This is a genomic window from Rhodococcus sp. As11 (assembly GCF_048957735.1).
Classification (GTDB): Bacteria; Actinomycetota; Actinomycetes; order Mycobacteriales; family Mycobacteriaceae; genus Rhodococcus; species Rhodococcus gordoniae.
Map to the genome: position 1 here is coordinate 1 of NZ_JARDJE010000018.1, position 23,544 is coordinate 23,544.

Genomic DNA, 23,544 nt, shown 5'->3' on the forward strand with positions numbered 1-23,544 from the left:
CGAGTTTGAACTAGGATTCAGAGACATATACGAACTCGCTGCTTAATTTCAGTGGCCACTTTAGCGGGAACACTCCAGAACGAGGACAATCTCCCTCCCATGCCTGACACGATCACCGGTGTACCTCGCCCGCCTCACGCACCACGCATTCATAACGGCATTGAGTACACACCGACCGACCGACAACCACGAAAACCACCGGAAGCACCGGACCATCTCGGTCCCACTCTCGAATGGTTCCAACCTCACGTCCGCGAAAAATACATCAGCGCATTTACCCTGATGACCATTACGGTCGCGTTCTTCACAATCTCCAACGGGGATCTTCGCTGGATTCACTGGTGGGGTGCGTGGCTCATCATCACTGCGGGTGGCTGGCTGATGTTTCGCGGGATCAGGAACCATTGGACGGCAGCAGGATCCACATGGGTGCAATGTCGCGAGAGCTGGGTCGACACCTACCACCTCACCCGTATACGTTTCTCCGCAGACGGGCCGAACCGCGTTCTTCGTTTGAAAGACGCTCACGGCAACGAGATCCACTCGTTCAAGATCAGCGACATTCAAGGAAACCCTGACCTGTGGGATCTGGTCTACAACGGCATCCTCCACTCCGTCGCGTCGGGTAACTGCGACATCGACGCCAAGACCCGCCACATCCTGAAAATCCCCTACGAACTCGGGCCGCGCCCCACCCGAAGCGAACGCATCAGAGGACGACGCCGCAGATGGTGAACCCCATCGATCTACCACCGATGCCGGATTCGATCACAGGCGAACCCCGCCCACCCCGGGCGCCCCGCATCTACCACGGCACGGAATACACACCAGTCAAGCGCTCCCCACGAAAGCCACCGGATGCACCGGAGCATTTCGGCCCCACCCTCGAATGGCTCCAGCCCAGCCTTCGCGACCAGTACGGCGATGCCGCGATGCTTGCCGGACTACTCTCGGTATTCGGGACGATCAGCGCAGGGGGATTCAGCTGGGTCCTCGAATGGTGGGCATGGGGTCTGCTCGCGCTCTTCCCATGGATGATGTTCCGGACCTCCGGAAACCACTGGACAGCAGCCGGTGTCAGTTGGGTGCAGTGGCGCGGCAGTTGGGTCGACACATACAAACTCACCCGCATCCAATTCTCCGCTGACGGCTACAGCCGTGTTCTTCGGTTGAAAGATGCCCACGGCAACGAAATCCATTCGTTCAAGATCAGCGAGATCCAGCGCAACCCCGACCTGTGGGACCTCGTCTACAACGGCATCCTCCACTCCGTCGCGTCCGGCAACTGCGACATCGACGCCAAGACCCGCCACATCCTGAAAATCCCCTACGAACTCGGGCCGCGCCCCACCCGAAGCGAACGCACCAGAGGACGACGCCACAGATGGTGAACCCCATCGATCTACCACCGATGCCGGATTCGATCACAGGCGAACCCCGCCCACCCCGGGCGCCCCGCATCTACAACGGCACGGAATACACACCAGTCAAGCGCTCCCCACGAAAGCCACCGGATGCACCGGAGCATTTCGGCCCCACCCTCGAATGGCTCCAGCCCACCGTCCGCGACAAGTACACTAGTGCGCTTTCCATGGTCTTGCTCTTGGTCGTGTATCTCACCGTCCTCAACGGAGACTTCCGATGGGTCCACTGGTGGATCATGTGGGTCATCATGGCGGTAGGCGCCTGGATGATGTTTCGCGCTACCGCGAACCATTGGACCGCAGCCGGTGCCAGTTGGGTGCAATGGCGCAGCAGCTGGGTCGATACCTACCATCTCACTCGCATCCGCATCTCCGCAGACGGCTACAGCCGTGTTCTCCGGTTGAAAGATGCCCACGGCAACGAAATCCACTCGTTCAAGATCAGCGACATTCAAGGAAACCCTGACCTGTGGGACCTCGTCTACAACGGCATCCTCCACTCCGTCGCGTCCGGCAACTGCGACATCGACGCCAAAACCCGCCACATTCTGAAGATTCCCTACGAACTCGGGCCACGCCCCACCCGTAGCGAGCGCATCAGAGGACGGGGGCGTAGAGGGTGAACGCTGCCGACCTACCACCGATGCCGGATTCGATCACAGGCGAACCCCGCCCACCCCGGGCGCCCCGCATCTACCACGGCACGGAATACACACCGCTCGACCGCAACCCACGGAACCCACCAGATGCACCGGAGCATCTCGGCCCCGTTCTCGAATGGCTCCAGCCCACCGTGCGCGACCGATACATCGGCGCATTCCTCATAGCGGCAATCTTGGTCGTGTACCTCACCGTCATCAATGGAGACTTTCGCTGGATCCACTGGTGGATCATGTGGGTCATCATCCCTGGAAGTTCACTATTGTTGTTCTTCGGCAAGGGAAACCACTGGACTGCAGCCGGTGCCACCTGGGTCCAATGGCACGACAGCTGGGTCGATACCTACCATCTCACTCGCATCCGCTTCTCCGCTGATGGGCCCAGTCGTGTCCTGCGACTGAAAGACGCCCACGGCAACAAAATCCACTCTTTCAAGATCAGCGAGATCCAGCGCAACCCTGACCTGTGGGATCTGGTCTACAACGGTATCCTTCACTCCGTCGCCTTCGGCAACTGCGACATCGATGCCAAGACCCGCCACATCCTGAAGATCCCCTACGAACTCGGGCCGCGCCCAACCAGAAGCGAGCGCACCAGAGGGCGACGCCGCAGATGATGAGCCCGCCGTACCTACGGCATTCGTGAGGCCAGCAACTCGGCCAGATGCGTGCCGCGCCGCGTCGTGAGGTCGCCGAGTTGGGTACGGCACGAGTAGCCGTCGGCGAGGATCACCGCGTCGTCGGATGCCGCCTCGACCGCCGGCAGCAGTTGGGTTCGCGCGACCGCCACCGACACGTCGTAGTGCCCGCGTTCGACTCCGAAATTCCCGGCCAGGCCGCAGCAGCCGGCGAGGCGCTGCACGTCGGCACCCGCGCGTCGCAACAGGGCGGCGTCGGCGCCCCATCCCATGACGGCGTGGTGGTGGCAGTGGGGTTGTGCGACGATCCGTGTGCCGTCCAGCGACGGCGGTTCCCAGTCGGCGAGGAGTTCGGCGAGGGTTGTGGTGCTGTCGGCCACGAGGCGAGCAGGTGCGGACCCGAGCAGTTCGACCGCGTCGGAACGCAGGACGGCGGTACACGACGGTTCGAGACCGACGATCGGCATGCCGCTGCGGAAGAGTTCGGCGACGGTGCGGCCCAGGATTTTCCGGGCCTGGTCGAGCTGTCCGGTGGTGATCCACGTCAGGCCGCAGCAGCGGGGTTCGTCGGTGAGGTGCACGCTGTGTCCGGCGGCTTCGAGCACGCGCACGGCGGCAACCCCGATCTCCGGGGTGAAGTACTCGGTGAAAGTGTCGACGAACAGCAGCACCGGGTCGCCCGTGCGGGATCGTTGCGAGAGGGTGTCGGCGAACCACTTCCGGAAGGTGCGGGGCGCGAACCTCGGTACACGGCGGCGGCGGTCGAGACCGGCGACGGTCAACCCGAGCGGGGCGACCCCCGGAGCGCGGGCAAGGGCGTTGACGGCGCGTGGTGCACGGGAGGCGATCGCCGCCCACTGCGGCAGCCTGCCGAGACCGTAGTGACTGGCGGGCCGCCTCCGTCCCCGGTAGGTCTGGTGCAGGACTTCGGATTTGAGGGTCGCCATGTCGACTCCGGTCGGACAATCCGACAGACATCCCTTGCACGACAAGCACAGATCGAGCGCCTCGTGCACTTCCGGCGACTGCCACGACTCGGCGACGAGGTGACCGTTGAGCATCTCCTGCAGCACCCGGGCACGTCCTCGGGTGGAGTCCTTCTCCTCACGGGTCGCGAGGAAGGACGGGCACATCACCCCGCCGGTGCCGGTGTTGTCGGCGCGGCACTTGCCGACCCCGGTACACCGGTGCACGGCCTGCGTGAAGTCGCCGCCGTCCTCGAGATAGCGGAAGGCCAGGCCCTCCCGGATCTTCCGGGCTGCCGGGACGCGCAGGTCGGCGTCGACGGGCCGCGGGTCGACGAGCACGCCGGGGTTGAGGACGTTCTCCGGATCGAAGACCGACTTCACGGCCCCGAACAGTGCGAGCGCGTCGGGTGAGTACATCACGGGCAGCAGTTCGCTCCGGGCACGCCCGTCGCCGTGCTCCCCCGACATCGACCCGCCGTATTCGGCGACGAGTTCGGCTGCCTCGAAGAGGAATTCGCGGAACAGACCCGGAACCTCGAGGGGGATGTCGAGGCGGATGTGGATGCAGCCGTCGGCGAAGTGCCCGTAGGGGTAGCCGGTGACATCGTATCCGGCGAGCAGTTCCTCGAAATCGCGGAGATAGTCGCCGACGCGGTGGGCGGGGACGGCGGCGTCCTCCCAGCCCGCGTGCGCGGGCAACCCCTTCGGGCTTCTCGCCGACAGGCCGGACCCGTCCTCCCGGATACGCCACAGCGCAGCGGCACGCGCCTGGTCCTCGACGTGCAGCAGGTCGGTCGCGGCGGCGGCCTGAGCGAGCGCACATGCCCGGTCGCGGACCTCGTCGGCGTCGTCACCTGCCAGTTCGACGAACAGCCACGCTGCGCCGGAGGGAAGGGGCGGTACCGCGGCCGGTCCGCGCCGGGCGCGGACGATGTCGACGATCCGCGAGTCGAGCCCTTCGCATGCTGTGGGCCGGAAACCCAGTAGTCCGTGCGCGGCGTTCCCGGCGGCGACGATGTCGGGATAGCCGAGCACGACCATCGTGCGGAAGGCGGGATCGACGACCAGCTGCACCGTCGCCTCGGTCGTGATCCCGAGCGTGCCCTCGCTACCGACGAACAGCTTCCGGACGTCGAAACCGTTCTCCGGCAGCAGATGCTCGAGTGCATAACCCGACACCTGCCGGCCGAAGCGGCCGAATTCGGTGCGGATGGTCGCGAGGTCGCGGGCGACGATCTCCCGCAACGGTTCCAGCACCGGATCCTCGCCGGGCAGCGACAGCGGGTGCCCGGTGCCGGTGAGTACTTCGAGGGCGACGACGTTGTCGGATGTGCGGCCGTAGCCGAGCGCACGCGCCCCGCACGCGTTGTTGCCGATCATCCCGCCGATCGTGCACCGGTTGTGGGTGGACGGATCGGGACCGAAGCGCAGACCGTGCGGTGCCGCGGCCCGCTGTAGTTCGGCCTGCACGACACCCGGCTGTACCCGCGCGGTCCGGGTCTCGGGGTCGACGGAGAGAACGCGGTTCAGATGACGCGAGAAGTCGAGGACGACGCCGGGCCCGACAGCGTTGCCCGCGAGCGAGGTGCCGGTGCCGCGGGAGGTGAGGGGAACACCCTCGCGCCGGCACACGTCGAGCGTCGCGGCGACGTCGTCGATCGATCGGGCGCGCACCACCGCCTGCGGTGGAACGCGATACAGGGAGGCGTCGGACGAGTACAGCGCGCGCGTGGTCGAGTCGTCGCAGACCTCCCCGATGCCCGCCGCGCGCAGAGCGCGCCCGATCGGGGTGGGGGTCTTCATAGACAGCGATGCTAGTGGCGGAAACGCCGTGCCGGAGGTGGTCGGGCAGAACCGCGGAAGTGCGCCGGCAGGAGTGCGGCGGCCCTGCCACCGCGGCGCTCGCGCAGTGGCACGCGTCGGCCCCGTGACTCGACTCGCCTAGCATCGACGCTTGTGCCAGCCGATACCACTTCGCCCGGGAAAACCGATTCGTCCGATCCGGCATCGCGCGTCCGCACCGCGCGGATCGTCGCGATCGTGTCGGGGTTGCTCGGGTTCGTGCTGGCGCTGAGCCTGCCTTTCCTGCCGGTACGGCAGGAGATCAGTGAGCTGCAGTGGCCGCAGAACGGCACCGTCGACAGCGTCGAGGCGCCACTCGTCACCTACACCCCGCTCACACTGCGGGTGAGCGTGCCGTGCGCGGCGGCGTCGCAGCTCGGCACCGACGGCGGGACCCTCGTCTCGACCATTCCGTCCGGCTCCCCCGACGCCACCGCCGAGGGCCTCGTGATCCGGGCGGTTCCCGGTGAGGGCGGCGCCCCCGGCACCATCGAGGCCGTCCTGCGCAACTCCGTGCTCGTCTCGGCGCCGCTCGACGCGCCGTGCACGGCGGTGACCGTCGCATCCAACTCCGAACGCACCGCCGCCGAGATCGTGGGTGCGGATCCGCCGGTCACGGTCGAACTGGAAGGTGACGAGCGTCCCCAGGTCGTGGGGGTCTTCAGCGAGCTCACCGGCCCTGCGGAGGCCTTCCAACCCGACGGCGGCGACTCCGCCGAACGACTGTCGGTGCGCGCCGAGCTCGACTCGCGGTTCACCTCGACCCCCACGGTCCTCAAGCTTCTCGCGATGATCGTGTGCGCGCTCGCGACGCTGGTCTCGCTCGTCGCCCTGCATCGACTCGACGGGATCGACGGGCGCCGCGCACGCCGGTTCCTGCCGGCCCGCTGGTGGCGGTTCACCTCCGTGGACGTCGTGGTCGTGGGCACCCTGCTGCTCTGGCATATCGTCGGCGCGAACACTTCGGACGACGGCTACATCCTCAACATGGCGCGGGTGTCCGGTGAGGCCGGGTACATGGCCAACTACTTCCGCTGGTTCGGTGTGCCCGAGGCGCCGTTCGGATGGTTCTACGACGTGCTCGTCGTGTTCGCGCAGGTCTCGACTTCGAGTGTGTGGATGCGTCTGCCCACGCTGGTCGCGGCGATTCTGTGCTGGATGGTGATCGGCCGCGAGGTCATCCCCCGGCTCGGTGTCGCCGTCCGGCACAGCCGGGTGTCGCTGTGGACGGCCGGACTGGTCTTCCTCGCCTTCTGGCTCCCCTACAACAACGGCCTGCGCCCGGAGCCGATCATCGCGGTCGGTGCGCTGCTGACCTGGTGCTCCGTCGAACGCGCCATCGCGACCGGACGCATGTTGCCCGCCGCGATCGCGGTGCTCGTCGCGGCCTTCTCGCTCGCCGCCGGCCCGACCGGCCTGATCGCGGTGGCCGCGCTCCTCGCCGGGCTCCGCCCCCTGGTGAAGGTGCTGGTCGCGCGCCGGCATCTCGTCGGTGTCGTCGCGCCCCTCGCACCGATCCTCGCGTCGGGCACCGTCGTGCTCATCGCGGTCTTCGCCGACCAGACGCTCGCGTCGGTCCTCGAGGCGACCCGTGTGCGCTCGGCCGTGGGCCCGAACGTGCCGTGGTTCGACGAGCGGCTGCGCTGGGACGCACTGCTCACCGTCTCCCCCGACGGTTCGCTGGCCCGCCGGTTCGGTGTGTTCGTGATGCTGTTGTGCCTGGTCGTGTGCGTCATGCTGATCCTGCGCAAGGGCCGCATCCCGGGCACCGCGATCGGACCCTCGCGGCGCATCCTCGGCATCGTCTTCGCGTCGCTGCTGCTCATGATGCTCACGCCCACGAAGTGGACGCACCATTTCGGTGTGTACGCGGGCCTGGCCGCGTCGGTGGCGGCGCTCGCCGCGATCGGGGTGGGAGCGGTCGGTATCCGCTCGGCGCGCAACCGGGCGCTGTTCACCGCCGGGGTGCTGTTCGTCCTGGCCATGGCGTTCACCGGCTCGAACGGCTGGTGGTACGTCTCGAGCTACGGCATCCCGTGGTGGGACAAGCCGCCGTCGATCTCCGGCCACGCCTTCTCCACGGCACTGCTCGCGCTGACGGTGCTCACACTGCTCCTCGCCGCGTGGTTCCATCTGCGCGAGCCGTTCACCACGCCGCGCCCCGACCGCAACGGCAGGGTGCGGGCCCTGGCGTCGGCGCCGCTCACGCTGGTCGCGGCGGCGGTGGTGGTGTTCGAGGTGTTGTCGCTGCTCAAGGGCGCGGTCTCGCAGTACCCGGCCTATTCGATCGCCAAGTCGAATGCGGCGGCGCTCACCGGCAACCACTGCGCCCTCGCCGACGAAGTGCTCGTGGAGACCGACCCGAACGCGACCATGCTTCAGCCCCTCGACGGGGATCCGGGCAAGGCCCTGGGTGCCGGTACCGCCGTCGGTTTCACCCCGAACGGAGTGGCGCTCGACCTCACGGCCGACGCGGAGACCACCACGACCGGTGGCGCCAACACCGTCGACAGCGAGGAGGGTGGCACCACCACCTCCACGAGCGCCGGCACCGAGGGTGGACGCACCAGCGACGAAGGCATCAACGGCAGCACCGTGAAGCTGCCGTTCGGACTCGACCCGCAGACCACCCCGGTCCTCGGCAGCTACCGCACCGGGGTGCAGCAGTCGGCCGAACTCGAGTCCGGCTGGTACGCGCTGCCCGAGCGCACCGCTGAGACACCGCTGCTGGTCGTGACCGCCGCGGGACGCGTGCGCTATGTCGACCCCGACGGCGTCATCACCCCCGGTCAGGACGTGGTGCTGGAATTCGGATCGTCGTCCGGGGACGACGTGACGCCGCTGGCCACGCTCGCACCGATCGATATCGGCCCGTCGCCCTCGTGGCGCAACCTGCGCGTGCCGAGCGACGCGATCCCCACCGACGCCGACGCCGTCCGGATCGTCGTGAACGACGGTGACCTCTCCTCCGATCAGTGGGTCGCGGTCACCCCGCCGCGGATGCCGCGCATGGAGACCCTCCAGGAGGTCGTCGGATCCGACGCTCCGGTGCTGATCGACTGGTCGGTGGGCCTCGCCTTCCCGTGCCAGCGCCCGTTCGGCCACCGCAACGGTGTCGCCGAGGTCCCCGAGTACCGCATCCTGCCCGACCGCGTCGGGGCCGACGCGACGAACGGCTGGCAGGACGACATCGGCGGTGGCCCGCTCGGCTGGATCCCCTTGCTGCTGAACGCCGAGACGGTGCCCACCTATCTGAATCACGACTGGGATCGCGACTGGGGATCGCTCGAGCGGTACCTCCCGATCGATCCGGAGGCCTCCCCTGCCGAGGTCGCCACCGACGTGACGACCCGCTCCGGCCTGTGGTCACCCGGCCGCATCCGTGACGGGGTTCCGGTCCTGTTGGAGTAAGGGCGAGTGCCGTCACACCACGTCGCCGGATACCATCGACTCCCGTGCCCGACGACGTGACGACCTCACCCGCGCCCACTCCGACCGCCCCACGGTCGATGGGCGAGGACCTTCGCACTCGGTACCGGACCGCGCGGCTCGTCGCCGTCGTCGCCGGGCTGCTCGGCATGATCTCGGCACTGGCCACACCGTTCCTTCCGGTCCGCGTGACCGAGGCGACGATGTCGTGGCCGCAGGACGCGGCGGCGACCGACGTCGAGCTGCCGTTGATGTCGCAGGTCCCCCTGCAGTTCCGCGCCACCGTGCCGTGCACCGCCATCGCGGGGATGCCCGCCGACGGCGGCATGCTGCTCGCGACCGCCCCCACCAGCGGGCAGGACGCCGCGCTCAACGCCATGTTCGTACGGGTCGGCGACGAGAACGTCGATGTCCTCGACCGCAACGTGGTGGTCGCGACCGCACCGCGCGCCGACGTCGAGTCGGGTGCGTGCAGCGAACTGCGGATCTTCTCCGACTCCGAACGCACCACCGCGGAGTTCGTCGGCCTCTCGGACGAGAACGGCAACCCGCGGGCCGGCGAGCTCACCGGCGACCTGCGACCGCTCGTCGTCGGTATGTTCAGCGACCTGCCGACCGCCGTTCCCGGCCTCGACGTCACCGTGGACGTCGACTCCCGGTTCACGTCGTCGCCGACTCTGGTGAAGTCCCTCGCGATGATCCTTGCTGTGCTGTCGACGGCGCTCGCGCTCGGCGCGCTGGCCAAGCTCGACGGCACGGACGGTCGTGGGCACCGCCGGTTCCTGCCGTCCCGGTGGTGGAAGTTCACCGGCGTCGACGTCGTCGTCGTCGTCACGCTCGTCGGCTGGCACTTCTTCGGTGCGAACACCTCGGACGACGGTTACCTGCTGACCATGGCCAGGGCGGCGGAGAACTCCGGCTACATGGCCAACTACTTCCGCTGGTTCGGTGTCCCCGAAGCTCCCTTCGGCTGGTACTACGACGTGCTGGCGGCCTTCGCGAAGATCTCCACGGCCAGCCCGTGGATGCGCATCCCGGCGCTGATCGCCGGAATCCTGTGCTGGATGGTCATCAGCCGTGAGGTGGTGCCGCGTCTCGGCCGGGCCGTGCGGCACAACCGCATCGCATTGTGGACCGGCGGGCTGGTCTTCCTCGCCTTCTGGCTGCCGTACAACAACGGTCTGCGGCCCGAGCCGATCGTCGCGCTCGGTGCGCTGCTCACCTGGTGCTCGATCGAACGCGCCATCGCGACCGGTCGTCTGCTGCCCGCCGCGACGGCGGTGTTCATCGGCGCCTTCACCCTCGCCGCGGCTCCGACCGGCCTCATGTGTATCGCCGCGCTCATCGCCGGCATCCGGCCGATGACGCGGATCATCGTGCGCCGCCACCGGGAGGTCGGCACCCTGCCGCTGCTCGCCCCGATCGGTGCCGCCGGGATGCTCGTGCTGGTCGTGGTGTTCTCGGATCAGACGCTCGCCGCGGTCCTCGAGGCGACCCGCGTGCGCACCATCATCGGCCCCAACGAGGAGTGGTGGAACGACTTCCTCCGCTACTACTACCTGATGGTTCAGACCGTCGACGGTTCGCTGCCGCGCCGCTTCGCGTTCCTCGTCATGCTGCTGTGCCTGTTCACCACGCTGTTCGTGCTGCTGCGCCGCCGCCGCATCCCCGGGGTCGCCGTGAGCCCGACCTGGCGTCTGCTCGGCATCGTCTTCGGCACGATCTTCTTCATGATGTTCAACCCCACGAAGTGGACCCACCACTTCGGGGCGTACGCAGGCATCGCCGGGTCGCTCGCGACGGTCACCGCCGTGGTGGTCTCCGCGAGCGCGTTGCGGTCGCGGCGCAACCGCACGATCTTCCTCGCCGGACTGCTGTTCGTCCTGGCGGTGTCGTTCGCGGGTATCAACGGCTGGTGGTACGTCTCGAGCTACGGCGTGCCGTGGTTCGACAAGACCGTCTCGCTGAGCGGCTACCAGTCCAGTTCGCTGTTCCTGATCCTGTTCGGTCTCGCCCTCGTGCTCGTCGCGTGGCAGTACCTCCGCGAGGGCTACGCACCGCCGCCGGAGTCGCCCGAGACGAGGAAGGGCCGGCGGATCCGCGCCCTCGCGGCCGCGCCGCTCACGGTCGTCGCCGCGGCGATGGTGCTGTTCGAGGTGTTGTCGCTGCTCAAGGGCGCGGTGTCGCAGTACCCCGCGTACTCGCTCGCCCGCTCGAACATCGGTGCGGTCGCCGGTCAGACCTGCGGCCTGGCGAACGATGTGCTCGTCGAGGCGGACCCCGACGAGGGACGCCTCGAACCGATCATCGACCCCGCCGCTCCCCCGGCGAACGGTGATCCGCTCGCCGGTGCTGCGCCGCGCGGCTTCACTCCGGACGGCGTGCCGTCCGACCTGACCGCCGATTACGTCGAGGTGAAGCCCGGTCAGGGCAATACCGACAACCAGAGCGTCGGCCCGACCTTCGAGACCGGCGCGGGCGGCGGCACCACGGGCGGCTCGGGTGAGCAGACCGTCAACGGCAGCACCGTACGTCTGCCCTTCGGACTCGATCCGGCCGTCACCCCGGTGCTCGGCAGCTACCAGGACGGTGTGCAGGAACCCGCCTCGCTCACCTCGAGCTGGTACGCACTGCCGGACATCACCGACGAGACCCCGCTGATCGTGATCTCCGCGGCCGGGCGCATCTGGTCGTACGACGACACCGGGGCACTGACCTACGGCCAGTCGCTGCTGGTCGAGTACGGCACCCGCCAGGCCGACGGCAGTGTCGAGGCGAAGGGCACCTACCTGCCGCGCGACATCGGTCCTGCGCCGTCGTGGCGGAACCTGCGTGTACCCCTCGCCGACCTGCCCGACGACGTCGACGCCGTCCGTATCGTCGCCAACGACCCCAACCTCACCGGCGACCAGTGGCTGGCGTTCACGCCGCCGCGCGTCCCGACGCTCGAGCGGCTCGATACCCAGCTCGGTTCCGAACAGCCGCTCCTGCTGGACTGGGCCGTGGGCCTGCAGTTCCCGTGCCAGCGGCCGTTCGACCACTGGGCGGGCGTCGCCGAGATGCCGAACTACCGGATCCTTCCCGACCGTCCGCTCGCGGTGTCGTCGACCGACACCTGGCAGTCCGCCGACAACGGTGGCCCGCTCGGCTTCGCGGAGGTCCTGGCGCGACCCGAGCAGGTTCCCACCTACCTGGAGAACGACTGGGGCCGCGACTGGGGTTCGGTGGAGCGGTACGTGCGCTTCTACCCCAACGCGCAGCCGGCCGAACTGACCACCACCGAGGTGACGAGGTCCGGGCTGTGGAAACCCGCGCCGATGCGCGTCTACGAGTGACGGATGAGGCGCGAGTAACGGAAGTGACGCCGACGGGCGACACACAGGGCATGACGACCACGAGAAAGATCGCATTCACGGCAGCCCTGGGCGCGGCGCTCGCGCTCGGTGTGGTCACCGCTCCCGCAGCATCCGCGGAGCCTGTGGTGGCTACGACCCTGAGTCCGGTGATAGGCGCGGTCGGTGGGACCGGCTCCGCAGGGTGGGGAGGTCTCCTCGTCAACGAGGGCGTGACCGTCGGTGTGGACCCCGAGCGCCCCGGCTTCTCGCGATTCGGCAGCAGCTTCCAGTGCCCGTGCCTCGTGAACTGGACGAACGTCACCACCGGACAGCGTGGCACCGTCACCCTGCCGATCTACCCGCCCATCCCCTCCGCAGGGTGGGAATACCCATGGTTCGAGACCGGCTCCGGACGTATCGAGGCGGTCGTGACGACCACCGACATCACCTTCCTGCCGGGCCGGGGTTCCTGGATCGTTCCCTGACCCCGGCCCGGTGGGGCGGCGTCGGAAACACACGACGGGGCCTGTGCACGCACTGGTGCACAGGCCCCGTCGGCAACGGCTCTACAGCGGCAGCAGGTGATGCTTCCGCGGGTTCTTGAACACTTCCTTGTCGCGAAGAAGGTTCAGCGCCTTGCGGATTTCGAGACGGGTGGTCGACGGCTCGATCACCGCGTCGACATATCCGCGCTCGGCCGCGATGTACGGCGTCGCAACATGCTCGTTGTAGAAGTTGATGAGCTGCTGGCGGACCGCCGGAGCGTTCTCGCCCGCGGCCTCGATCTGCCGGCGCCCGATCACCGCGACAGCCGATTCGGCACCCATCACGGCGATACGCGCGGTGGGCCACGCGAAGTTGATGTCGGCGCCGAGCTGCTTCGACCCCATCACCGCGTAACCGCCGCCGTAGGCCTTGCGGACCACGACCGTCACCTTCGGGACCGACGCCTCGACGTACGAGAACAGGAACCGGCCGCCCCGCTTGATGACGCCGATCTTCTCCTGCTCGACACCGGGCAGGAAGCCCGGGGTGTCGACGACGAACACGAGCGGGATGTCGTAGGCGTCGCACACGCGCACGAAGTGCGCCGCCTTGTCGGCGGCGGCCGCATCGAGCGCACCCGACAGGTACAGCGGCTGGTTCGCCACCACGCCCACCGCCCGGCCGTCGACGCGGGCGTAGCCGGTGATGATGTTCGGCGCGGTCTGCGCGCGGACCTCGAGGAAGTCGCCGTCGTCGAAGATCTTCAGCAGGATGTCGTGCATGTCGTAGCCGGAGTTGTCGGCATCGGGCATGAACGTGTCGAGTTCGAGGTCGTCGGGGGTGATCTCCGGTTCGAGACCGGGATTGACGACCGGCGGCTTCTCCTGCGCATTGGACGGCATGTAGCTCAGGTACTGCCGCACCCACTCGAAGGCGGCCTTCTCGTCGGGTGCGACGTGGTGCACGTTGCCGTACTCGGCCTGCTTGCGGGCGCCGCCGAGTTCCTCGAGGCTGACGTCCTCGCCGGTGACGGCCTTGATGACGTCGGGCCCGGTGACGAACATGTGGGCGCCTTCGGTGGCGACCACGACGTCGGTGTTGATCGGCGCGTAGACCGCACCGCCGGCGCAGTTGCCGACGATCACGGAGATCTGCGGGCACAGACCCGACAACGGCTCGTGACGCTTGCCGATCTCGCCGTACCACGCGAGCGAGGTGACGGCGTCCTGCACACGGGCGCCACCGGAGTCGTTGATACCGACCACCGGGCAGCCGACCTTGAGCGCGAAGTCGAGGACCGCGGCGACCTTGCGACCGAACATCTCACCGACGCTGCCACCGAAGACCGTCTGGTCGTGGGAGAACACCGCGACGGGACGGCCGTCGACCGTGCCGTGCCCGACGACGACGGCGTCGCCGTACATGGCGTCGTCGCGGCCGGGCGTCTTCATCAGCGCGCCGATCTCGACGAAGCTGCCCCTGTCGAGCAGCATGTCGATGCGCTCGCGGGCGCTCGGGATGCCCTTCTTCGCGCGCTTGGCGACGGCGAGTTCGCCCGCAGGCTCCTTCGCCACCTCCAGCTTCTCGCGCAGCTCGGCCAGCTTCTGTGCCGTGGTGCTCACTTCTTCGTTCAGCTCCTCGAGGCCTCGATGTCGGCCAGCTTGCGGGTCAGGTCTTCCCCCACCTTCGAGATGTACGGCTCGTCGACGATCTGCAGGTGATCGCCGCCGACGTGTACGACCTCGAGATCTCCGACGACCTCGCCCCACCCACCGTCGGGCTGCCGGGTGCCGAAGGCCGGCTCGAGATCGATCGCGTCGTCGTGGTACTTGTCGGCCATGTACAGCACGACCTTGCCGTCGTAGGGCGCGAGATCCGCGGTCTGGATTGCGCGGTTGTCGAGCCACGACGTGCGCTGGTGCTCGATGATGCCGCCGGGGATCTGCGCTCCGCTCAACTCGAGCAGCCCCATCAGGATGCCGATCTGCTCCTCGTCGCTGCCGGCCTCGGCCAGCAGGTCGTAGGGCAGCGGCGCGTCGATCCCGTAGGTCTTCTTCGCGAACGCCGAGTAACGCTGCCAGCGCTTGCGGATCTCCTCGGGCGTGTCCTCGACCTTCTCACCGGCCATGACCGTGTCGATGAGACCGACGAGACGCACGTCCTTGCCCTTCTCACGCAGCAGACGGGCCACCGCGTAGGCGAGGACACCACCGAGCGACCAGCCGCACAGCACATACGGCCCGTCGCCCTGGATCTCCTCGACGAGCGGCAGGTACGCCTGGGCGCGGGTGTCGATCGGACCCTCGGTGCGCTCGAAACCGAACACCGGGGTGCGCGCCGGCAGGCGGCGCAGCAGCGGCTCGTACGCGACGGTCGATCCGCCCGCGGGGTGGAAGACGAAGACCGGCACGGCGTCCGATCCCTCGGCGCGGGGCCGCAGCGTGCGCACCAGACCGTCGATGCGGTCGGCGGATTCGAGGTGCTGCCGCACGGTCTCGGCGAGCTGCTCGACGGTCGACGCGGCGAGCACGTCGTCGACGGTGATCTCGCCCTCGGACCGCTCGGTCAGCCGGGCGGCGAGCCGCTCGGCGTCGGCGCGGTCGAGCTTCGGCAGCGGGTTGAAGATGCCCTTGGCCGACTTGCCGGTGATCACCGCCCAGGAGGCGAAGGTCAACCGTTCCGCGGCGTCGCGCGGCGGCACGTCGACTCCGCTCGACTCCTGCTCGGGTTCGGTCGCTGCCGTTGCCTCGGCCGTGGCTTGTGCTTCGGCCTCGGCGAGGATCTGCTCGGCCTCGCCCACCGCGGTGGTGTCCTCGACCTGCGGGAGCTCGTCCCGTTCTGCAGTGGCTGCCCGTTCGGCTGCCTTCTCGGCGGCCTGCTGCTCGGCGAGCTGCGCGACCTCCTCGCGATTCTCGACGGCGTACCGCAGGTACTTCGAGACGTCGCGCAGACTCGCGTCCTTGACCGCCGACAGCTGCAGCTGCGGGATGTCGAACTCGTACTCGACGCGGTTCTTGATTCGGACGGCCATGAGTGAGTCGAGACCCAGTTCGATGAGCGGGATCTCGGCCGGCAGGTCCTCGGGCGCGTAGCCCATGGACTCGGCGACGATCAGCGTCAGGCGGTCGTCGAGGGTCTGTGATCCGTTCGGATCCCACTTGTCGCCGAACGACTCCACGACCTCGGGCAGCTCCTCGGCCTGTGCGGCGGGCTTCGCAGCAGCCGCGACGGGTGCGGGCAGCGGCTCACCGGAGGTGACGACACCCTCGTGGACGAGCGTGAAACCGTCGCCGGTGTTCGCGTGCACCTGCAGCGACGCGCCACCCGGATGCCGGGTGAGAGTCGTGGTGAGGGTGCCGGTCGCGGGGACGCCGGTGTGCGGGATGGACGCGGTGAGCGTGACATCGGACAGCACCTGCGAGGCCGCCGCGACGAGCAGCTCGGCCGTGTCGGTGACGGCGGAGGCCTGCACCTCCCAGACGTAGCGGCCGTCGGGCAGGGCGACCCGGGCGCCGGGCGCACGGCCGTTGCCGGAGGTGCCGATACGGGCGTCGACCCAGTACGGCTTGCGGAGGAAGGCGGTGCGCGGCAGGTCGGCGTAATCGCCTTCCGGCAGCAGGGTCTTCAGGTCGACCGCCTGCCCGTGCACGTACAGCTGTGCGAGGGCGGCGAGGACGCCGAGGGACTCGTCCTCCTTGCGCTTGAGCGTCTGGATGAACTGGCCGTCCTGTACACCGGCGTCGAAGGCCGTCGCCGCGACCGACATGAGCGTCGCAGGGTTCGCGTTGAGCTCGACGAAGGTGGTGTGCCCGTCGGACAGGGCCTGCCGGATCGCCTGGGTGAAGTACACGCTGTGGCGCATGCCCTTGGTCCAGTACTCGACGTCGTGGATACCGTCGTGACCTGCGCGGTAGAGGGTCTCCTGGTCGACCGAGGAGTACAGGTCGACCTTCAGGCGGTGCGGTTCGATGCCGGCGAGTTCGGCCGCGAGCTCGCCGAGGATCGGATCGACCTGCGAGGTGTGGCTCGCGCCCTTGGTCTGCAGGACCCGGGCGAACTTCTCCTCTGCCTCGGCACGCGCGACGATCGCGTTGACCTGCTCCTGCGGGCCACCGATGACGGTGTGGGTCGGCGCCGCGTAGACGCAGACCTCGAGCTGCGGGAAGTCGGGCAGCACGTCGGTGATCTCGGCGGCGCTGTACTCGACGAGGGCCATGAGACGGATGTCGTCGCCGGTCAGGCCGGACTCGGCCTCACCCATCAGACGCGAGCGCGAGCAGATGACGCGCACGGCGTCCTCGAGCGACAGTCCGCCCGAGATGTAGGCGCCGGCGGCCTCACCCATCGAGTGACCGACGACCGCGGCGGGCTCGGCGCCGTGGTGACGCAGCAGCGCGGCGAGACCGATCTGGATCGTGAAGATGCCGACCTGCGCGGTCTCGACGTCGTAGTCCTGACCGTCGTCGAGGAACTTCTCCTTCATGGAGTAGCCCGACTCGTCGTAGATCAGCTCGTCGACTTCGTCGACGGCCGCGGCGAAGACCGGGTTCTCGAGGTACAGCTGCTTGGCCATCTTGCGGTGCTGGGCACCGAAACCGGACAGCACCCACACCGCGCCCTTGGATGCGGGAGCGTCGGCGGTGAACACGCCCTGTGCGGGCTTACCGGCGGCGACGGCACGCAGACCGGCGATGGCCTCACCGTGGTTGCTCGCCACGACGATCGCGCGGGACCGGCCGTGGTTGCGGCGCGCGAGCGTGCGGGCGACGTCGACGAGCGGCGTCGTGCTGCCCTTCTCCGTCTCGAGCCAGTCGGCGAGGTCGGCGGCCGCACGACGGCGGCGTGACGGCATCGCGGCCGAGACGGCGAGCAGCACGGGCAGCTCCCGAGCAGTCTCGGGCTTCTCCTCCGTCTGTTCCTCGAAGGCTGCCGGGATGTCCTCGGGCAGCACCTCGACCTCGGCCTCGGAGGCTTCGAGATGGGCGGGGCCGGTGTACTCGCGCACCACGACATGGGCGTTGGTGCCACCGAAACCGAATCCGGACACACCCGCGACGGCCCGGCCGGTGTAACGCGGCCACGTCGCGCCCTCGGGGATGACCTTCAGATGAGCGCTGTCGAACGGGATGTACGGGTTGGGCGCCGTGTAGTTGAGCGTCGGCGGGAGCCGGTCGTTCTGCATCGCGAGAACGACCTTGATGAGACCGGCCGCACCGGCGGCGGACTCGAGGTGACCGAAATTGGTCTTGGCCGAGCCGAGCAGGACCGGCTTGTCGTCCTCGCGGCTGCGGCCGACGACACGGCCGAGCGCGTCGGCCTCGATCGGGTCGCCGAGCACAGTGCCGGTGCCGTGCGCCTCGATGTAGTCGACACCGGACGGCAGGATCTGCGCGTCGCGGTAGGCGCGGCGGAGCACGTCGACCTGAGCTTCGGGGTTGGGGGCGGCCAGACCGTTGGAACGGCCGTCCTGGTTGACGGCCGAACCGGCGATGACGGCGAGAATGTCGTCGCCGTCGCGCTCGGCGTCCTCGAGACGCTTGAGCACGACGAGACCGCCGCCCTCGGCGCGGATCATGCCGTCGGCGTCGGCGGAGAACGCCTTGATGCGGCCGTCGGGGGCCATCACGCCGAGTTCGTCGAAGCCGAGGGTGCCGGCCGGGGCGAGCAGCATGTTGACGCCACCGGCGAGGGCGACATCTGCCTCACCGTTGCGCAGCGCCCGCACGGCCTGGTGCACGGCGACCAGCGACGACGAGCACGCCGTGTCGAGTGTGACCGACGGGCCGTGGAAGTCGTAGAAGTACGACACGCGGTTGGCGATGACCGCGGTGGAGGTGCCGGTGAGCGCGTAGGGATGCGCTGCGGACGGGTCGCCGACCGCGAGGAGCATGTAGTCGCTCGCCGAGCTGCCGATGAACACACCGACCGAGCCGCCCTTGAGCTCGCTCGGCGGGATGTGTGCGTGCTCGAGCGCCTCCCAGGTGAGTTCCAGCGCGAGACGCTGCTGCGGGTCGACCATCTCGACCTCGCGCGGCGACATCGCGAAGAACTCGGCGTCGAAGCCCTTGACGTCGCCGAGGTAGCCACCCTTGGTGTTGGCGTTGCGGATCGACTCCCACACCGCCGGGTCGTTCTCGAACTCCGACCAGCGGCCTTCGGGCAGATCGCTGATGCCGTCGCGTCCGGACGCCAGCAGCTCCCACATCTGTTCGGGGGTGTCGACGTTGCCCGGGAAACGGGTGGACAGGCCGACGATGGCGATGTCCTTCGAACCCGCCACCGCACCGACCGTGTACAGGGCGGAGTCGTCGTCGGCGGGGGCCTCGGGCTCGCCCTCGATGATGCGCGTCGCGAGGGACGCGATCGTCGGGTGCTGGTAGGCGATCGTCGCGTTCAGCGTGACACCGAGGAGTTCCTCGATCTCACCCGCCATGGCGACGGCGTCCCGGGAGGACAGACCGAACTCCTCCATCGGACGATCGTCCGAGATCTGGGAGACCGGCTGGCCGGTCGCGTCGGCGATCCAGTTGCGCAGCCATTCGCGCAGCTGCGCGACCGTCATTTCAGTGTCAGACATCAACCCACCACGCTACCCGGGAAAGAGGACATTCGTTCTCACACGCTGTCCGGGAAGGCCTGCTGCTGGTAGCCACCACGCAGCGTTCCCTCGACATATGCGGTCTTGCACGCCCGCCGCGCGATCTTTCCGCTGGACGTACGGGGGATGGAACCGGCCGGCACGAGCAGCACGTCGCGCGCGGTGACACCGTGCCGGGACGAGATCGCTGCCCGCACCGCGTCGGCGATCGGCTGCGGATCGGCCTTGCCGGCACCGGGAGCGCGCTCGGCGACGATCACGAGCTGCTCCGACGAGTCGTCGGCGTCGAACTGCAGGCCGGAGGCGTCGTTGTCGAAGACCTCGCGCGGCAGCTGGTTGGCCGGCACCGCGAAGGCCGCCACGAAGCCGGGGCGCAGCGCGGAGCTGGCCTCCTGCGCGGAGAACTCCAGATCCTGCGGGTAGTGGTTGCGTCCGTCGACGATCACGAGGTCCTTGACGCGACCGGTGATGTAGAGCTCGCCGTCGATGTAGACGCCGTAGTCGCCGGTGCGCAGCCAGGTGCCGTCGTCCGGGGTGCCCTCGGCGTGGCTGCCCTCGGGCAGGCGCTTGGTGATGCGGTTGTGGAAGGTGTTGTCGGTTTCTTCCTTGCGGCCCCAGTAACCGATACCCATGTTCTCACCGTGCAGCCAGATCTCGCCGACCTGCTCGTCGGGCATCTCGGTGCCGGTCTCGGCGTCGACGATCGCGGCCCACTGGCTGCGCGCGACGTAGCCGCAGGAGACCTGCGGGATGGCGTTCTCGGCGTCGGGCTCGACACGCACGATCCGGCCGGCGTTGAGGGCGGTGCGGTCGACGTGGATGACCTTCGCCTCGTCGCTGTGACGGGTGGAGGAGACGAACAGCGTGGCCTCGGCCATGCCGTAGGACGGCTTGATCGCCGTACGGGGCAGGCCGTAGGGGCCGAATGCCTCGTTGAACTTGCGCATCGACGAGGTGGTGACAGGCTCGCTGCCGTTGATCAGGCCGATCACATTGCTGAGGTCGAGTTCTTCACCCGGCTTGGGGACCGCACGGGCCGCGGCGTGCTCGAATGCGAAGTTCGGCGCGGCGGCGAAGGTGCCGGCGCCGTCGGAGACGGCGGCGAGCTCGCGGATCCAGCGGCTCGGGCGGGCCACGAAGGCACGCGGGCTCATGATGGTGATGTACTTGCCGCCGACCGCGGGCAGGATCACGGTGAGCAGACCCATGTCGTGGAACAGCGGCAACCAGGTGACGCCGCGCGACGACTCGTTCAGCTCGATGGAGTCGGCCATCTGGATGACGTTGGTGAGCACCGACCGGTGGGTGATCTCGACACCGGCGGGAACGCGGGTCGAACCGGAGGTGTACTGCAGGTAGGCGATGTCGTCGGTGCCGATGGGCGGCCGGTTCCAGGATTCGGCGACCGCGTCGGGAATGGCGTCGACGGCGATGACGCGGGGACGCTGCGCTGCGGGGAGCGGACGGAAGAACTGCCGCACGCCGGCCGCGGACGAGGTGGCGGTGAGGATCGCGCTGGGTGTGCAGTCGCCCAGAACGGCGTGCAGTCGATCGGTGTGGCCGGGCTCGTCGGGATCGAAGAGCGGCACCGCGATGGTGCCGGCGTAGATCGCGGCGAAGAAGGACACGACGTAGTCGAGCCCCTGCGGAGCGAGGATCGCGACGCGGTCGCCGGGAGCGGTGACCTGCTGCAGGCGCGCGGCGATGGCTTTGATGCGCACGCCGAACTGGTCCCAGGTCAGCTCGTGTACCTCGCCATCGCGTTCCCGCGAGTAGTCGATGTACCGGTAGGCGAGGTCGTCACCGTTTGAAGCGAAGTTCTCTTCGAGGTGATCGAGCAGGGTCTGCCCTTCCGGCAGCCTGATCCGCCCGTTCTCATCGATGAACTCTTCGAACCCGACGCTCAATTCCTTCTCCCTGTCGAAGCGATCCCACAACCACTCGACATGGTTGCGCCACTAACTTTTCCTCCGCGCCGGCGGATCGTCGTACCCACACCGCCCCCCACGGCTTCCGGCGGTCCACTCGTCGAATGTGTCCATCGACCCCAGATCACGGATATGTTACAGATCGGCATCACGCGCACCCTCGCGAAGTGCGGTCGCCGGGAGGGAACGATTCCCCGTGCTTACGGGAAACCCAAAGATACGACATGGTCGTCTTCACGCACACATTCCGCGCCCGTCGAACGAGACGAGCGCACGATCCGATTGTGTGCGGCGGGTTTTCGGCGCCGGTACCGGCCGGCGGTGCAGCCCGTCGCCCTCATCTGCCCAGGAACGGCGCCCGGATACGTACGACCGACCGATACGAGAGCTCGTGACAAGGATCATTCCCCGTCGCGGGCCGTCGGTACACCCCCGGAGGGGGCCGGCCGTTCGCCGTGCCGTCGCTGGCACCATGAACCTCTTCTCCTGTGGCAGTCGTCGTGCGCCACGATCCCGGACGGCCGGGCACGCAGCCGAGGGATGAGTCTAAAGGCAGCCCGTCGACCGAGTGTACCGGGTGGTGAGATCGAACACTACTGACGAGTAATATGTGGGAAGGCTCACTCAGGGTGCAACCACCCCGGTCACCGGCGGCGCCGCCGTCTCACTCTTCGGCGGGTTGCGGTGCGCCGTCGATCTTCTCGGCCGCCCAGTTCGCGATCCATTGCGTCGCGGTGGTGCCGTTCTCGTCCACCACATAGGTGTTGTACATCGCGTGGATCGGATTGTTGACGTACTCGAGCAGACGCGGACCGGCCGACATCCAGTTCGCGGGATTCAGCGCGTTCGGCGGCGCATCGCAGATGCTGTCGGTGGGCGCGCAGATCTGGACGGTGCGGTCGTCGAGCTCCCCGAAACCCCCGGGGCGCGCGCCGGTCATGGTGATGCCCGGCAGTCGCAGACCGTCGAGCGACAGTTCGGCCCCCACCCCGGCGACGGGCGCACCGATATCGGTACCCGAGACCCCGTCGCGGCGACCGTCGGCGACGAGCGCGACACCGAGGACCCGATCGGCGGGAACCGGACCGTTACCGGCGCCGATCTGCGCGGCGACGTCGCCCACGATCACCGCGCCCTGCGAGAAACCGGTGAGCACATAGGTGGTCAGCGGGCACTCGGCCGAACGTCGCGCCAGGATGTCGATGGTCGCCGCGAAGCCCTCGCTACGGCTGTTGTTGTAGGACTGCTGGCCGTCCGGCGGAATAGCGATGGGATTCGAGAACTGCGCGACGTACGGCACGGTGTAGACGTCGGCGCGCTGGGCGTCGAAACGTTCCTGCAGCGGCCTGGTCACATTGAGCATGAGCGAGTACGGATTGGCGGCCGGAGCGTACGGATCGTCGCCCACCGCGGACTCCCACGTGCCCGGCACGGCGACGACCTGCACGTCGGGGCACGAAGCCGGCTGCGACTGCGGCTCCTCCGGCCCCGGCGGGGTGGGGATCGGCGAGGGGATGTCCAACCGCCCTGCGAGCAGATACCAGAGCACCAGCACGATCGCCAGGACGAGCAGCGCCCCTACGACCACGATTCTGCGTCCGCGACGCTGCTTCGTCCTGACCATCTCGTGCTGTCCCCGCGCTTCCTGGTTCTAGTTGCAGTACGTCGCGCCGGCGACGGCGATGTAGGTGTCGGCCGTCGAGGAGGCCTGCTCCTCCGACAACTCGACACCACCGGCTGCAGCATCACTACCCACGAGTGCCGTCACGAACACCTTGATCTCGTCCGGCGACCCACCCTGCGCCTGGGCGCTGCAGATGTAGTCGGCGATGTTCACCGCGCCGGTCTCGTCGCTGGGCTCCACACCCTTTTCACGGAGGCCGTCGAGGAAAGCCTGCGCTCCGGGCGTGGAAGCGGGTGCCGCACCCGGACCGGCTCCCGTGTCGCCTTCGGCGCCGGGCGCGGCCGGGGACGCATCGCTCGTGTCGGCGTCGTCCGTGGTCTCCGGGGCGGCAGCGCCGGTGGACGTGGACGTCTCGGCCGCGGATGTCGAGGTCGACGTCGAGGTCTCGGTGGTGGCAGACGTCGTCGGCGTGTTCGTCGCGGTGGAGTCGTCGCTTCCGCACGCGGACAGAACGGCCGTGGCAGTCAGTGCCGCGGCGAGTGCGCCGAGGACGCGGGTCGAGCGCGAGCGGGTCCGTGCAGGCATGTGGTGGGGTCCTCACATCCGGATGTCG

Annotated in this window: 13 protein-coding genes; 7 read left to right on the plus strand and 6 right to left on the minus strand. The window is 68.4% G+C overall.

Annotated features, from left to right (window positions below; translation table 11 throughout):
• Positions 1–99: 99 nt before the first annotated feature.
• Genes PV766_RS19355 through PV766_RS19370 form a run of 4 tightly spaced genes read left to right on the plus strand, consistent with a single transcriptional unit; the run spans position 100 to position 2,700 of the window.
• Positions 100–735: a hypothetical protein gene (locus PV766_RS19355; protein ID WP_421097667.1), complete on the plus strand. Its 636-nt coding sequence runs from the start codon at positions 100–102 to the stop codon at positions 733–735.
• Positions 729–1,391 (plus strand): hypothetical protein, encoded by a 663-nt coding sequence (locus PV766_RS19360; protein ID WP_421097668.1) that lies wholly within the window; start codon positions 729–731, stop codon positions 1,389–1,391. The genes PV766_RS19355 and PV766_RS19360 overlap by 7 nt, the downstream gene beginning before the upstream one ends.
• A complete protein-coding gene (locus PV766_RS19365; RefSeq protein ID WP_421097669.1) occupies positions 1,385–2,047 on the plus strand; it encodes a hypothetical protein in 663 nt (220 codons plus the stop codon). The genes PV766_RS19360 and PV766_RS19365 overlap by 7 nt, the downstream gene beginning before the upstream one ends.
• A 20-nt stretch (positions 2,048–2,067) precedes the next feature.
• Positions 2,068–2,700: a hypothetical protein gene (locus tag PV766_RS19370; RefSeq protein WP_421097696.1), complete on the plus strand. Its 633-nt coding sequence runs from the start codon at positions 2,068–2,070 to the stop codon at positions 2,698–2,700.
• Positions 2,701–2,714: 14 nt separating this feature from the next.
• On the opposite strand, the gene PV766_RS19375 is transcribed toward PV766_RS19370, so the two are convergent.
• Positions 2,715–5,492 (minus strand): FAD-binding and (Fe-S)-binding domain-containing protein, encoded by a 2,778-nt coding sequence (locus PV766_RS19375; protein ID WP_421097670.1) that lies wholly within the window; start codon positions 5,490–5,492, stop codon positions 2,715–2,717.
• Positions 5,493–5,645: 153 nt separating this feature from the next.
• Here PV766_RS19375 and PV766_RS19380 point away from each other — a divergent pair, with 153 nt between their 5' ends.
• From PV766_RS19380 to PV766_RS19390, 3 genes are read left to right on the plus strand one after another with little or no spacing between them, the layout of a single operon-like run.
• Positions 5,646–8,942, plus strand: coding sequence for an arabinosyltransferase domain-containing protein (locus PV766_RS19380; RefSeq protein WP_421097671.1), 3,297 nt, complete (start codon positions 5,646–5,648; stop codon positions 8,940–8,942).
• A 44-nt stretch (positions 8,943–8,986) separates the two neighbouring features.
• A complete protein-coding gene (locus PV766_RS19385; protein ID WP_421097672.1) occupies positions 8,987–12,295 on the plus strand; it encodes an arabinosyltransferase domain-containing protein in 3,309 nt (1,102 codons plus the stop codon).
• Positions 12,296–12,345: 50 nt separating this feature from the next.
• A complete protein-coding gene (locus PV766_RS19390) occupies positions 12,346–12,780 on the plus strand; it encodes a hypothetical protein (protein ID WP_421097673.1) in 435 nt (144 codons plus the stop codon).
• Between the two features lie 81 nt (positions 12,781–12,861).
• Here the strand turns inward: PV766_RS19390 and PV766_RS19395 are convergent, their stop codons facing one another.
• The 5 genes from PV766_RS19395 to PV766_RS19415 form a co-directional block, all read right to left on the minus strand.
• Positions 12,862–14,403, minus strand: coding sequence for an acyl-CoA carboxylase subunit beta (locus PV766_RS19395; protein WP_016931449.1), 1,542 nt, complete (start codon positions 14,401–14,403; stop codon positions 12,862–12,864).
• 8 nt (positions 14,404–14,411) lie between these two features.
• Complete coding sequence (gene pks13 / locus PV766_RS19400) at positions 14,412–19,343, minus strand: polyketide synthase Pks13 (protein ID WP_016931448.1); 4,932 nt, start codon at positions 19,341–19,343, stop codon at positions 14,412–14,414.
• A 53-nt stretch (positions 19,344–19,396) separates the two neighbouring features.
• Complete coding sequence (fadD32, locus tag PV766_RS19405; protein ID WP_064064502.1) at positions 19,397–21,286, minus strand: long-chain-fatty-acid--AMP ligase FadD32; 1,890 nt, start codon at positions 21,284–21,286, stop codon at positions 19,397–19,399.
• Positions 21,287–21,971: 685 nt separating this feature from the next.
• Entirely contained in the window at positions 21,972–22,931 is a 960-nt protein-coding gene (locus PV766_RS19410) for a cutinase family protein (protein ID WP_064064501.1), read from the minus strand.
• A 27-nt stretch (positions 22,932–22,958) separates the two neighbouring features.
• Positions 22,959–23,516 carry a DUF732 domain-containing protein gene (locus tag PV766_RS19415; RefSeq protein ID WP_421097674.1) on the minus strand — a complete coding sequence of 186 codons (558 nt, stop codon included), beginning with the start codon at positions 23,514–23,516 and terminating at the stop codon, positions 22,959–22,961.
• Positions 23,517–23,544: the final 28 nt, after the last annotated feature.